The organism is Gardnerella pickettii, from assembly GCF_029226345.1.
GTDB lineage: Bacteria > Actinomycetota > Actinomycetes > Actinomycetales > Bifidobacteriaceae > Bifidobacterium > Bifidobacterium piotii.
This window is the reverse complement of sequence record NZ_JAKNCU010000001.1, coordinates 1,003,879-1,016,984: the sequence shown is the minus strand read 5'-3', so window position 1 is coordinate 1,016,984 and position 13,106 is coordinate 1,003,879. Positions and strand designations below refer to the sequence as shown.

The 13,106-nt window shown below is 43.2% G+C and carries 11 protein-coding genes; 10 read left to right on the top strand and 1 reads right to left on the bottom strand.

The window, feature by feature from the left end:
* Positions 1-85: 85 nt before the first annotated feature.
* The 8 genes from MAF46_RS03970 (at position 86) to MAF46_RS03935 (ending at position 9,804) form a co-directional block, all read left to right on the top strand.
* Positions 86-247: a hypothetical protein gene (locus MAF46_RS03970; protein ID WP_004133392.1), complete on the top strand. Its 162-nt coding sequence runs from the start codon at positions 86-88 to the stop codon at positions 245-247.
* A 116-nt stretch (positions 248-363) separates the two neighbouring features.
* A complete protein-coding gene (locus MAF46_RS03965; RefSeq protein WP_004131741.1) occupies positions 364-2,112 on the top strand; it encodes an ABC transporter permease in 1,749 nt (582 codons plus the stop codon).
* A gap of 114 nt (positions 2,113-2,226) precedes the next feature.
* Positions 2,227-3,762 carry an ABC transporter ATP-binding protein gene (locus tag MAF46_RS03960; RefSeq protein ID WP_060785876.1) on the top strand — a complete coding sequence of 512 codons (1,536 nt, stop codon included), beginning with the start codon at positions 2,227-2,229 and terminating at the stop codon, positions 3,760-3,762.
* Between the two features lie 254 nt (positions 3,763-4,016).
* Positions 4,017-4,385 carry a 50S ribosomal protein L19 gene (gene rplS / locus MAF46_RS03955; protein ID WP_004127473.1) on the top strand — a complete coding sequence of 123 codons (369 nt, stop codon included), beginning with the start codon at positions 4,017-4,019 and terminating at the stop codon, positions 4,383-4,385.
* 35 nt (positions 4,386-4,420) lie between these two features.
* The gene (gene lepB / locus MAF46_RS03950) at positions 4,421-5,374 is read left to right on the top strand and encodes a signal peptidase I (RefSeq protein ID WP_020759212.1); all 954 of its coding nucleotides are present in this window, start codon (positions 4,421-4,423) and stop codon (positions 5,372-5,374) included.
* An 87-nt stretch (positions 5,375-5,461) separates the two neighbouring features.
* Positions 5,462-6,145 (top strand): ribonuclease HII, encoded by a 684-nt coding sequence (locus MAF46_RS03945; protein ID WP_016793383.1) that lies wholly within the window; start codon positions 5,462-5,464, stop codon positions 6,143-6,145.
* A 307-nt stretch (positions 6,146-6,452) separates the two neighbouring features.
* Complete coding sequence (locus MAF46_RS03940; RefSeq protein ID WP_060785877.1) at positions 6,453-9,038, top strand: hypothetical protein; 2,586 nt, start codon at positions 6,453-6,455, stop codon at positions 9,036-9,038.
* The gene (locus MAF46_RS03935) at positions 9,022-9,804 is read left to right on the top strand and encodes an HNH endonuclease family protein (RefSeq protein ID WP_018619636.1); all 783 of its coding nucleotides are present in this window, start codon (positions 9,022-9,024) and stop codon (positions 9,802-9,804) included. Before MAF46_RS03940 ends, MAF46_RS03935 begins: the two co-directional genes overlap by 17 nt.
* Before the next feature lie 119 nt (positions 9,805-9,923).
* Here the strand turns inward: MAF46_RS03935 and serS are convergent, their stop codons facing one another.
* On the bottom strand, positions 9,924-11,210 hold the full coding sequence (gene serS / locus MAF46_RS03930; protein ID WP_060785878.1) for a serine--tRNA ligase: 1,287 nt from the start codon (positions 11,208-11,210) through the stop codon (positions 9,924-9,926).
* 105 nt (positions 11,211-11,315) lie between these two features.
* Between serS and trxA the strand changes: the two genes are divergently transcribed.
* Both trxA and MAF46_RS03920 read left to right on the top strand, forming a co-directional pair.
* Positions 11,316-11,672 (top strand): thioredoxin, encoded by a 357-nt coding sequence (gene trxA / locus MAF46_RS03925; protein WP_060785879.1) that lies wholly within the window; start codon positions 11,316-11,318, stop codon positions 11,670-11,672.
* A 227-nt stretch (positions 11,673-11,899) separates the two neighbouring features.
* The gene (locus MAF46_RS03920) at positions 11,900-12,904 is read left to right on the top strand and encodes an aggregation-promoting factor C-terminal-like domain-containing protein (protein WP_060785880.1); all 1,005 of its coding nucleotides are present in this window, start codon (positions 11,900-11,902) and stop codon (positions 12,902-12,904) included.
* Positions 12,905-13,106 lie beyond the last annotated feature (202 nt).

The window sequence follows — 13,106 nt, the reverse complement described above, 5'->3', positions numbered from 1 at the left end:
TGTCTTCTTGCTTGCCGTCCGATTCAATGACGATGCGATAGTACGGTTTTGCGTTGGCGCGCACAAGCTGGAGGAGGTGATTGCTGTGAAACATGACAGTACGGGTTGTAATCAAAGTTCTAATACTGCTAATACTGTTAACGCTGTTAGTGACGATTCAGACAGTGTTAGTAGTAGTACGGACGTTCCTCCTGAATATAAAAAAAGCCAGCAATCGCCGCCAAAATACTTGCGTTTAGTGATTTAGTGATTTAGCTGATTAGGCTTACTAGCTTTATTGGGCTTATTAGCCTTATTAGTATTACGCAAAATAGTGGTGATAAGCGGCTCTCAAAGAAAATACGCGTTACCAGAGGACTTATCATGACAATATTTACAACATCTGGAAAAAGTAGTGCCAGCGCGCAAGTAGACGAAAACACTCGTTTTTGGTCCGACATTATTGTGTGCGTTGGCATAATCGCACTTTTTGGAGTAAGCGCTTTCCTTTTGCAGCGCATTAACCAGCCGATTGGACCTAGTGGCATACCTTCCGCGGTTTCAACCGACCTTATTAATTTGCCTTATTACACGCTTAGATCCGTGTTTCGTATGATGCTTGCGCTTATAGCATCGCTGATTTTTACGATTATTTACGGCTCTCTTGCAGCGCGCAGCCGTCGCTTGGGCAAGGTTCTTATTCCGCTGCTAGATATTTTGCAATCCGTTCCAATTCTTGGCTTCCTTTCGGCTACAGTAACGATTTGGCTTGTGATTTTCCCAGGATCGATGATGGGCGTTGAAGCCGCTTCGATTTTTGCGATTTTTACAAGCCAGGCTTGGAATATGACTTTCTCGTTCCACCGTTCGCTTTTAAGTGAGCCTAAGGAGCTGGACGAGGCAGTGCGCAGCTTGCAACTTACGCATTGGCAGAGATTCTGGGTGCTGGATATGCCAAACGCAATGATTCCGCTGCTTTGGAATTGCATGATGAGCGTTGGTGGCGGATGGTTCTTCCTTACTGCTTCCGAGATGATTTCCGTAAATAATCACACTTACGCGCTTCCTGGAGTTGGTAGCTTTGTTGCGCAATCTGCTGCAGAAAACAAGCTTGGAAATATTTGGTGGGCAATTTTATCCATGATTATTGTTGTGCTTGCAATCGACTTCTTCCTTTGGAAGCCTCTTACCGCGTGGGCAGAACGATTCCGCATAACGCAAAGCGCATCCGACGAAGAGCGAAAGAGCGCGATTTTAACGCTGATTCGTCATTCGCATGCCGACGAAGTTATTAGCAAGCTGTTTTCGCCTATTCGCGAGTGGCTGGAATTGGCTACGCGCCCATTTGGCCGCACGGGTGCAAAATGGCCTCGTAAAGCGTCTGCTCGCAAGCTTGGCGATTTAGTTTTTAACGTTGTAATGATTGTTCTAATTATTGCTGCGGCTGCACAAATGCTTTACTTTGTAGCAACTCGCACAGGTTTGCAAGAGTTTGTTACAGCTGGAGCGTTAGGCGCTTTGACTTTTGCGCGCGTTGCTGTGTTGATTTTTGTAAGCTCGCTAATTTGGGTGCCAGTAGGCGTGTACATTGGCATGAATCCTAAGATTTCTCGCATTATGCAGCCTGTTGTGCAAATCTTGGCTAGCTTCCCAGCAAACTTTGTGTTCCCATTTGCAATGATGTGGTTTATGGCTTGGCACATTGACCTTGGTTGGGGAAGCATTATTTTGATGGCGCTTGGCACACAATGGTACATTCTGTTTAACGTTATTGCAGGCGCTAGTGCGATTCCAGACGACTTAAAAGAGATGACAAGAAGCTTTAGATTAAATCGTGTGCTTAAGTGGAAGACTCTTGTTTTGCCTTCGATTTTTGGATCTTGGTGCACTGGCGGAATTACGGCCGCTGGTGGCGCTTGGAACGCTTCGATTGTTGCAGAGATTGTGGAATACGGCAAGAATCACATGGCAACTCAAGGTTTGGGCGCGTATATTACGAATGCAACAACCGTTGGTGACTCTGTAAAAACGCTTGTGGGAGTAACGGTTATGAGCTTAATAGTTGTGTTAAGTAATCGACTGTTCTGGTCGCCTTTGCAAAGGTATTCGGCAAAAAGATTCGTGTTGAATTAAGTGATTGATTAATCAATTGATTAATCGACTAATCAATCGACTAATCAATCGAATAAATCTATTAAACTACGGAAAATTAAACTTTTTAACTTTATAAAACAGATTGGCAAAATTATGAACACTTTGAACAAAAACGCGCAAAAGGCTGCGCAGTCTTCAATTACAAGCGACATTATTGACGCAAAGCACATAAGTCAAAGCTTTACGTCCGATAGCGGCACTACTCAGCACGTGCTTCACGACATATCGTTTACGCTGCGCGAGGGAGAGATCGTAGCAATTCTAGGGCGTTCTGGCGCTGGAAAGTCAACCTTCTTGCGAACAATGGCAGGCTTAATTCAGCCAACAGAGGGAACAGTTACGTATCGCGGCCGCGAGCTTACAGGGCCAAACCCAGGTGTTGCAATTGTTTTCCAAACATTCGCACTTATGCCGTGGCTTACTGTTCAAGACAATGTGGAGCTTGGTTTGCGCGCTAGAGGAGTTAGCAAAGAGAAGCGTACGGAGCTTGCGCTTGCTGCAATCGACGCAATCGGCTTGGACGGCTTCGAAACAGCGTATCCAAAGGAGCTTTCTGGCGGTATGCGTCAGCGCGTAGGCATTGCTCGCGCACTGGTTTTGCGCCCAGACGCACTGTTTATGGATGAGCCTTTCTCTGCTCTTGACGTTCTTACTGCAGAAAATCTTCGCCAAGAAGTTCTTAAGCTTTGGTCTAGCGAAGAGCGCGATATTAAGTCCGTGCTAATCGTTACGCACAATATTGAAGAAGCTGTGCAAATGGCAGATCGCGTGGTGGTTTTGGGATCTCATCCAGGTCATTTGATTGCAGACGTGAAAGTTGATTTGCCTCGACCAAGAGACAAGCATAGTGCCGAATTTGAGGCGATGGTAGATAATCTTTATGCGATTTTGACTGGCTCTAACCCAGAAAGCGATCTTGAATCGCAAAATACGGATTCGGCGGAAGCTTCCGATTCGCCTAGTGCGGTTGCCGACTCTTTGCCTGCGGAACAAGTGGATGCGGAAGAAACTGAGGCTGCTGCAATCGCCGACATGCTTATTCAAAAGCATCACGATGCAGAGGTGGAAGCTAAGCAAAACGAAGAGCAAGCGGAATCTGGCGAGCCTAAGCCAGAGCCTGTTGCTGTGCACTTGCTGCCGAACGCAACGCCAGGAGGTATGGCTGGTTTGCTAGACGTTATATCGGAAGAGCCAGATGGCATTGATTTGGCTGATTTGGCCGCGGATTTGTCGTTTGAAATCGATGACTTGTTCCCGCTTGTGGATGCTGGAACAATGCTTGATTTGCTCACAGCAGAAAATGGCCATATTACGATTACGCAAGCTGGTCAAGAGTGGCATAATGCCGACATTTTGCACAGCAAGCAGGTGTTTGCGCGACTTGCGATTGAGCATGCGCCTCTTGTTCACGCGATTGATCAGGCTTTGAGCAGAAACCGAAACGGCAAGCTTCGCGGTGAGTTGATTTTGGATTTGCTTCGCAGTAAGCATACGGACGCTTTGGCTCGTCAGCAATTTGATATTGCGATTAGCTGGGGTCGTTATGGTGAGCTTTTTGACTACGATGCCGACGACGACGAGCTAACGCGTACTGTTGAGACGGCGCCGCTTAATGGCGTTGCACGCTAAAATAGTGCGAAATAGTGCTCAATAATGTCCATTATTGAGCATAAATTTATGTTCGTATGCTTTCAATAAGCGGATGCCGCATAGTCTGTTTATTAGTAGTCTAGCCAGCTTTTGAAGATTGGCGGATGGAAGCCCCAAAAAGCAAACTTTTTGGGAAAGATTATTCAAAGTAAAGTTTAAAAGTCAAAATTAAAATTAGACAATTTACTTTGATATAACTTGCGCTGATATGCGGCGGCGATGGAGGAATTATTATGGTGAATGCTGTAGAAGCATTTGATGCTAAGCATCTTAAGGCTGCCGAAGAAATCCCAGCTTTCCGTCCTGGAGATACTGTTGACGTTAACGTTAAGATTCAGGAAGGCAACAACACTCGTATCCAGACTTTTACTGGCGTAGTTATTGCTCGTAAGGGTGCTGGCGTTCGCGAGACTTTTGTTGTTCGTAAGGTTAGCTTTGGTACTGGTGTTGAGCGTCGCTTCCCACTTCATTCTCCAGCTATCGATTCGATTAAGCTGGTTCGTAGTGGTCGCGTTCGTCGCGCTAAGCTTTACTACTTGCGCGCTTTGCGTGGCAAGGCTGCTCGTATTGCCGAGCGTCGTGACAACAGCGCTGCTAAGTAAATTTATTTAGGTTAAGGATTTACATAAGGATTAATATGCATTCCGAAGACTTGCAAAATAGCGATAATCATATTGTTAATGTAGCAGGTCACGGCTTGAATCCTTCTCCTGTTCCACCCGAGCCAGAAGTCAAGCGTAATCTTGCTTCTGGCTTTGGTGTTATGAGCGTTTTTAATTTTGGCTCTAAGAGTGCTAGGAGGGGTATGCACTCTAAACATTGCAAAATAAGGGGAAATCACGTTTCTGGTAATTACGTGAATCATAGCGATTATGCGAATTATGCTTTGCGTGGTAATAATTCGGAGCAAAGCGATTACCAAAATTCGCAAACGCAAAATGGCTCTAAAGCAAGAACAGTAAAGCTTTTCAAAACTTCTTGGAAAGAGCTTATTGCTTGGTATCTTGTGCCTATTATCGTTGTAATTTTTTTGCGTATTTTTATTCTTGGCGTGTATTTTATACCGTCGGGATCTATGCTAGACACAATTCATATAGGCGATTACGTTGTTACGTCTAAACTAACTCCTAGGGTTTTTCCGCTAAATCGTGGTGATATTGTTGTTTTCGAAGATCCCGCTAATTGGCTAAGCGGAGAAAGCAGCAGTGGCGGCATTCTTTCAGGCAAAGATTTAATTAAGCGCCTTATTGGTCTTCCTGGAGATACAGTTGAGTGCAAAGGGGATGGCGACCCGATTTTGGTTAATGGAGTTCCAGTTCTTGAATCTGCTTACATTAGGCCAGGTGTAAGTCCGAGCGCATTTGCTTTTAAGGTAAAAGTTAAGCCAGGCCATGTTTTTGTTCTTGGAGATAATCGCGCTAATTCAGCGGATTCTAGGTATCATAAGAACGATGGGGACGATGGTTTAGTGCCAATTTCTAAAATTGAAGGCGTTGCGTTTATGCGTTTTTGGCCACTTAATCGTATGGGCATTTTTGAAAATCACAGCGATGCTTTTGACGATGTAAAAGCTAAATCTGCAAATAAGTAAGGCGTAAGTAGACGTAATTAAGCATAAGTAAACGTAAGTAGATATCGCAAATAAGTAGTGCAAATAAGTAGTTAAGAGTAGGCAAATTTGGCAATTATTCCATCTTTTGACTTTGAACAAAACCTTATAAGCAGCGGATTTGACTGGGTTATTGGCTTAGACGAAGTTGGCCGCGGTAGTCTTGCTGGTCCTGTTATGGTTGGTGCAGCGCTTTTTAGTGCGCAAAAGATTAAATCGGGTAGTTTTCCGCAAGGTCTAGCGGATTCTAAGCTTCTTAATGCACATAAGCGGGAGGGTTTGCTGGATCCGATTGAAAATTGGTGCAATGCTTTTGCTGTTGGCTCTTGTACAAATCGTCAAATTGACGAGTGGGGTATTAGCTACGCTCTTGGTGTTGCTGCGATTAATGCGATTAACGATGTTCAAAATCGCATGCGCTCTAGCCTTAAAGATGCGCGGATTGCTGCGATTTTGGACGGTCCGTTCAATTACGTTGGCAAAGCTTTAGGTACTTTTGATGCGCCTAGTATGCAATTTTCTGTAAAAGTTCACACTTTAGTTAAGGCAGATCAAAAGTGTGCTAGTGTTTCGGCGGCTTCTGTTATTGCAAAGGTGACTCGAGATTCGTTGATGATTGATTTAGCACAAAATCCAAAATATGCTGTTTACGATTGGGCGCATAACAAGGGCTATGGTTCTAAAGCGCATAGGGATGCGATTTTGGAGCATGGCGCTAGCGATTTGCACCGTTTGAGTTGGCATTTGGGGTAGATTGCAATCTACAATTCGGCGTGTTGATGCCTGGCGTTTAGCGTAATCTTATGTGTTGTAAAAAGTAGCGAATCTGTGTGTTAGAGAGTGCTTGTAAAAGTGCATTTTACGGGTTTGAAAAGTGACTTATAGTGTTTTAAGAGTTTAGATGTTAGATGTGCTGTGAGTATTAGATTTGTTTGATGTTTAGATATTTAGATGTTTGGCTTCTTTTGTGTTTGTTTGCACTGGTTAAATGTGTTCGCTCTTATGCATAATATAGCTACGTTGATTTTGTAGGTTTTATGAACAAGAAAAGGATAGTTAAATGATTAGTCGTTTCTTTGCTTTTGTTCCAGGTGTTAAACATCTGGTTGCCTTAAGAGCGGCGTGTCTTGCTATATCTTCTCTTGCAAACATCGGTTTTGTGTATGTTTGTGTTGGCATTCTTTCGCCTATTTTGATTCCAGCAAAATATACTGGTAAATCTTTGCTTAGCTCCGTTGAGCTAACGTCTTATTTGATTTCGCTTGTTGGTATTTTGATTATAAAATACGTTGCTTTTCATCAATCTTGTATTTTTTCTACCGAGATTGGCACTCGCGTAGCTATGAAGCTTCGACCGAAGATGTTGCGGTCTATGATTTCGCTCAGTTCGGCTAATCGTACTGATTCTGTTGAGTATTCTTCGATTTGCGTAAATGAAGATATTGCTTGGGTTCAGCGTTGGGCTGGTTTGCTTTTGCCGCAAATTTTTGCAGCTTTTCCTATGCCTTTTGCTGTTAGCATTGCGTTGTTCTCAATCAACACTTATCTAGCGAGTATTTGCCTCGTTGCGGCCGTTTTTTCTGCTTTAGCTCTTTGTACTGCGCTTTATAACGTTCGTGTTTTGTTGCGTTGTTTGTGTGCTTTTTTGACGTATTTTATGGTTGCTGTTGCTGTTGTTTGCACGGTTTGGCTTCTTTCGGTTAGGTCTGTGGGTCTTCCTGCAGCAATGCTAACTTTGCCGCTGCTTATGTTAAGTGTGGATCCAATTCGCAGAGTTGCTAATTGCATGCATATTAAAAATCGTGCTGTTTCGGGGCTAAATAATATTGGCGATTTGTTCAAAAGTGTTGCTGCTAATGGTGGTTCTTCCAATAATTCATCTACTTTAGATTCCGATTTGGATTCCGAATATTCACAATCCGTGCTAGAAAAAATAGACAATAAGTCGTCTTTGAGTATTCCAGATGGCGCTAGCAACGTTTCTCTTCATGTTCGTTGTAATTTTGTTAAGAATAATCGTCCTTTGCGAGCATCCTTTAATGTTTCTAGTGGAAAACTGAATGTAATGCCAAGCGAGTATTACGATTTAGTTGCGCACAACGTTCTTAATGGCGTTACTTTTAGCTCTAAATCAAACGTTGCTCTATCTTACAGTGATAGTTATGCTCTGCCTGATTTAGGTACGGATTCGCCATTTGTGGCATCTGATTTTGGCGATATTGCTGGAAATCCTTCTTATATAACTCTAAATAATGTAGATCCTGGCGCGTTGGCAGATCTTGTAACGATTGTTCGCAAGAATAGTCACATGTTTTCTGCCACTTTGCGAGAAAACTTATTGATGGCGTCTAAAAATGCTACTACAACGTCTATGTGGCAGGCACTTGGAGCTGCTCGCGCGGATGGTGTTGTTTATGCAGATTACAACGGTTTAGACTTGCGCGTAGAAAATATTCATGCCGAAAATAAGCAAGACATTCTTAGGCGACTTGTTATGGCACGCGCGTTGATTCGACGCACTCCTGTATACATTTTTGACTATTCTTCCAAAGATATTAGCGCTAAAGAAGCTAAAAACTTATGCGATATTTTGCGCAAAATTGCCAAAAAAGCAACTATTCTTGTGTTTCTTCCAAGCGATAGCTACGCCACTAGTGCAGACAATTTAGTTAAAGTTAGTGTGTTTAGTGATTCGCGTGCGCGAGCTGCATCTGTAGGCGCACTAAGTGATGATTCAAACGGAGATTTACGCGCGCAAAGTGGCGATGCAAGTGGCGATGCAAGTAGCGATGAGCATGAAAATGAGCATGAAAATATTGTGCATAATAGTGGCAAAAAATCAAAAGTGTCTTACTTAAAGAAAGCATTATTTGCCATTCTCAGTGCTTTCTCAACTGTAATAAATATTGTTTGTGCTTTGTTGATTCCTGTTTGCGCAATCGCAGCAATGTTTGCTATAGCAAGCAGGCCGCTTTTTGGCTTAGGTGTTAAAGACTATGTTCTTGTTGTAGTTGTTTGCGCATGCTTAAGATGCTTAACGCTTGTTGCGTCTTTTGCAGGACTAGACCTTCATCACGCGCACTTACACAAGGCAGGTCTTAGTATGAGCGTTGGAATGATCCTTTCGATTATTCCAGCAATCGTTTTGCTAAGCTACTTTAGTGTTCAAATCGCGATTTTTGCATCTGTGATTTGTTTGCTAATCGTGTTTGTAATCCCAGGATTGTTTAGTTTGAGCCTTAAAAGCTTTATTAATAAAGTTCATTTAGACCAAAAAATGGTTGAACTAGAAGTAGACGATGTAGAGCTTGGTTTGCAAGAAGTATTGGCATTCCGTCAAGGAGATTATTGCGTTAAGCGAGTTGTTGACTCAATGCGAAAATTGGCTCAGCAACGCGTAAGATTATCGCGCAAAGTCGGCAGAATGCAAGCGATTCTTATGTCGGTTTCTCTTATTGGAATTGCAAATGCAATAATGCTTGTTTCTAGTACAATCCACCCACTTGTAACTAAGAATCCGCAATGGAACGTTGTGTACGCAGTTATGGCAATCATTATTCTTATTAGCCTTATTCAGCAAGTGCTCAACATTGTTATACGTCGTATTCCTTGGGTTGTAGATATTAATCATGCTGCGCAATCGTAGTAATAGTAGCGGTCGTGGCGGTCGTAGCAATCGTAGAGTAGGTGATGCGCGCTATAGTAACGCTCCAATCTCTAGGAGCGTAACGTCTTTTATATGGCTTATTGCTCTCGCGATTCTTGTAGGAATTGTTATTGGCTTAGTTTTGCCTAAACTTAACCAAGATGTTGGGAATATTACTGGAGAATACGTTGCCAGTGGAGATGCTGCAGAAAAGCTTAGTAAGCTAAAAGTAGATAAGTCGCATGCTTCTGGATATAACAGAAGCGTTTTTGGGTATAGAACTACAGACGATGATAAAAACGGTTGTGATGTTCGAGAAGACGTTCTTGCGCGCGATTTAACGCATGTTCGCTTTAAGTATGCGGGATCTTGCAAAGTAGCGTCTGGGCTTTTACACGACCCATATACAGGATTAGATATTAACTTTGTGCGAGGCAGAAAAACTAGCGCGCTTGTTCAAATTGATCACGTTGTGGCTCTAGAAAACGCTTGGCAATCGGGTGCTTGGAAGTGGAATCGCGCTAAGCGACTTAAGTTTGGTAACGATATGCTGAACCTTCTTGCTGTGCAAGGAGCAGCAAACCAAGAAAAAGGCTCTGCTTCTGCGGCCTATTGGCTTCCATCTAATAAGTCTTTTAGATGCGGTTATGTAGCTAGGCAGATTGCTGTTAAGTATAAGTACGACCTTAGCGTTACAAGCGCCGAAAAGCAGAGTATGGCGTCTGTTTTGCACGGGTGTTCTGCGCAAGAGCTGCCTACAAAGTAGTGGCGTTTTGAGCAACAAGCGCAAATGTCAAAAACAAAAGTGTGCAAACCAAAACTGATTTGCACACTTATTAATCAACGTTAATATCAAAGGCTTAAAGCTCTGTTAGGCTTAGGCTTTTAGGCTTCCCACTTAGTAGGCTCAATAACCTCTTTGCCGCCCATGTATGCTTGCATAGCTTTTGGAATATCAATCGAACCATCTTCGTGCTGATGATTTTCCAAAATAGCAACAAGCCAGCGAGTAGTAGCCAAAGTGCCATTAAGCGTGCTAACTGGGCGAGTTCCGCCATCTTCTATGCGCTCGCGAACATTCAAGCGACGAGCCTGATACTCAGTGCAATTAGAAGTAGAAGTAAGCTCGCGATAACGGCCTTGCGTTGGAACCCAAGCTTCGCAGTCAAACTTGCGCGCAGCAGAAGAGCCAAGGTCGCCAGCAGCGGTGTCAATAATGCGGTAAGGTACTTCCACCTTAGCGAGCATCTCTTGCTCCATGCCGAGTAACTTTTGATGTTCTGCGCGAGAATCTTCTTGCTTGCAATAAACGAACATCTCTACCTTATCGAATTGATGCACGCGAATAATGCCGGAAGTATCTTTTCCAGCAGCACCAGCTTCTCGGCGGTAGCAGCTCGACCAACCGCAGTAGCGCAAAGCGCCATTGCTTAAGTCAAGGATTTCATCTTCGTGCATGCCAGCAAGAGCAACCTCGGATGTGCCAACTAAGTATTGGTCATCTGGTTCGCGAAGGCGATAAATCTCGTCTGCGTGAGAATTCAAGAAGCCAGTTCCGCGCATAACTTCTGGTCGCACAAGCGTTGGCGTAATCGCAAGCGTAAAACCATGCTCTTCTGCTTGGTCTACAGCCATTGTAAGCATTGCGATTTGCAAGCGTGCTACAGCTCCGCGCAAGAAGTAGAAGCGAGAGCCTGCAACCTTAACGCCTCTGCGCATATCGATTCCAGCAACGCCAGTTCCAAGAGTTAAGTGATCCTTTGGCTCAAAGCCTTCTGCTGCAAAGTTGCGAGGTGTGCCAACCTTCTTAACTACAACGTAGTCGTCTTCTCCGCCTTCTGGAGCTTCGTCTTCTACAATGTTAGAAAGCTTCCACATTGCTGTTGTGTAGTCTGCAGTAGCTTGCTCGGATTGAGCCTTAAACTGTGCAACTTTTTGCGCTAACTCTTTTGTTTGTGCAATAAGTTCGGCTTTTTGATCTGCACTTGCGGCTGCTACCTTTTTGCCGATTGCTTTTTGATCGGCTCTAGCTGCCTCAAATGCCTTTAAGCTTGTGCGGCGCAAATCATCTGCGCGAAGCACTTCATCGACAAGTTCTACGGACTCGCCACGCTTGCGTTGCGACTCCTTAACTACGTCGGCATGTTCACGAATAAATTGGATATCAAGCATGTTTTCTAGCCTAGTGCCGCAAGGCGACAGATGATGCTAATAACTATAGTGCAAATGAGTACGTGTTCGTGTAAAATTTATTAAATCTTGTTTTAAGGAGTAAAAATGGCACTTATTCACGCTACTCAAGAAGATTTTGAGAAGATTGCAAGCACCAACGAGGTAGTTGTTGTTGATTTTTGGGCCACTTGGTGCGGTCCTTGCCGCGCTTTTGGGCCGATTTTTGAGCAAGTAAGCGCAAAATTTGAAGATGTTCCGTTTGTTAAAGTAGATATTGATCAGTCTCCAGATTTGGCGAGTGCAGCTGCGATTAAAGCGGTTCCAACAGTTATGGTTATTAAGCGTGGAGATGTTATTTATCGTCAAGCTGGCGCTTTACTTCCAGCTGATTTAGAAGATTTAGTTAATCAAGCTAAGGCTTATGATCCTAGTAAAGATGATGAAAATAATAAAGATAATTAAAAACAGTAAAGATAATTAGGTGATTCTGTAAGCGAGTAAAGCGAATTTAATAAGAGTGTGAAATAATCGCAAGAACCTTGATTTTTAGCGCTTCTCTTTACGTAAGACTACAATTACATATACTTTGTGCAAAAAGTCGTATAACTAAAAATCGTATAAAAGATCGTATAAAAAGTCGTATAACGTTTTAGATTTACACTTTGCACTAACTTCTATCAAGGAGAGTTATGACAAGTCACAGAAAGAAAACTGTTACGCTTACTTCATTGAGCATGCGTCAATGGGCAAGAGTTGCAGTGATTTTCGTTAGTATTGTGGCTGTTGTAGTTCTTGGAGTTGTTTCTCGAAACTTTTATTCTGGTTCCAAATCAAATTCCGCAAAGTCTTATGTAACTGCCTATTCGGCTACAGATAGCGAAAATCAGGTTTCTCGTGGAGCATACAGAAACTCGCTCAACCCATCTAAAAAAGGCGCAACTTCTTATATTACTGTAAATATAAATGGCCATCATCGCGCGGTTTTTGGAACAGATTTTACAAACGTTAAGTCCGTTTTAGAAGCGGGAGACATAACTTTGGATTCGCACGACGTTGTTACGCCGTCTCTTGATTCAAAGGTTAGTGAATCTACAGTTATAACTATTAAGCGCGCTGGTGCAAAGCTTGAAACTTCCGACGAGCCTATTGCTTTTAATACGGTTAAAAAAGAGACATCGGCTCTTCCAAAAGGTACAGAAAAGGTTAAAGATCAAGGTGCGCCTGGCGTTATGGAAACGAGCAAAATCGTTACGCGTGCAGGTAAGAAGATTGTGTCTTCCAACGTTTTTGTGTCTTTTGTTAAGCAAGCTCCAAAAGATAGGGTTGTTCTTGTTGGAACTGGCGGCGCTAGTGTAGATTCTGCTTCTGCTGAGTCTATTGGAACCACAGTTCCAGCTGGCGAGATGCAAGAGTGGGCGCATTCGTGGCTGCTTTCGAATGGATACAGCGAGGCTGATTTTACTGCTACTGTGTTTATTATCTCGCATGAATCGGGTTGGCGCGTAAACGCTATGAATCCTTCTGGCGCGTATGGCTTGCCTCAAGCTTTGCCTGGAAGAAAGATGTCTTCTATGGGAGCCGATTGGGCAACTAATTATCAAACTCAGCTTCGTTGGTTCTGGAATTATTGCAATGGTCGTTATGGCTCTATTCAAGGCGCCTACAGGCATTGGCTATCGCGCAGAAGCTACTGATTTGACTTGTAATTATTTTTTCGAGAATCGTTGGGTTATAGAGAATCGTGGGTTTTTAGTTTTGTAAACAACATAGTTTTGTAAACAACAAACTCACGGAGTAGTCTTATAGCTTGTTTTAAGGCGATTATTGTAGAGTCGAGTATATTTCTTGATTTTGCAATAATCGCTGATTATTTTATGCGTGTTTTGCAAATATGGA

Bases quoted from the DNA above. Each gene is read 5' to 3' on its own strand.
- MAF46_RS03965 (WP_004131741.1), top strand. From the start codon at position 364: ATGACAATATTTACAACATCTGGAAAAAGTAGTGCCAGCGCGCAAGTA.
- MAF46_RS03960 (WP_060785876.1), top strand. From the start codon at position 2,227: ATGAACACTTTGAACAAAAACGCGCAAAAGGCTGCGCAGTCTTCAATT.
- rplS (WP_004127473.1), top strand. From the start codon at position 4,017: ATGGTGAATGCTGTAGAAGCATTTGATGCTAAGCATCTTAAGGCTGCC.
- lepB (WP_020759212.1), top strand. From the start codon at position 4,421: ATGCATTCCGAAGACTTGCAAAATAGCGATAATCATATTGTTAATGTA.
- MAF46_RS03940 (WP_060785877.1), top strand. From the start codon at position 6,453: ATGATTAGTCGTTTCTTTGCTTTTGTTCCAGGTGTTAAACATCTGGTT.
- MAF46_RS03935 (WP_018619636.1), top strand. From the start codon at position 9,022: ATGCTGCGCAATCGTAGTAATAGTAGCGGTCGTGGCGGTCGTAGCAAT.
- serS (WP_060785878.1), bottom strand. From the start codon at position 11,210: ATGCTTGATATCCAATTTATTCGTGAACATGCCGACGTAGTTAAGGAG.
- trxA (WP_060785879.1), top strand. From the start codon at position 11,316: ATGGCACTTATTCACGCTACTCAAGAAGATTTTGAGAAGATTGCAAGC.
- MAF46_RS03920 (WP_060785880.1), top strand. From the start codon at position 11,900: ATGACAAGTCACAGAAAGAAAACTGTTACGCTTACTTCATTGAGCATG.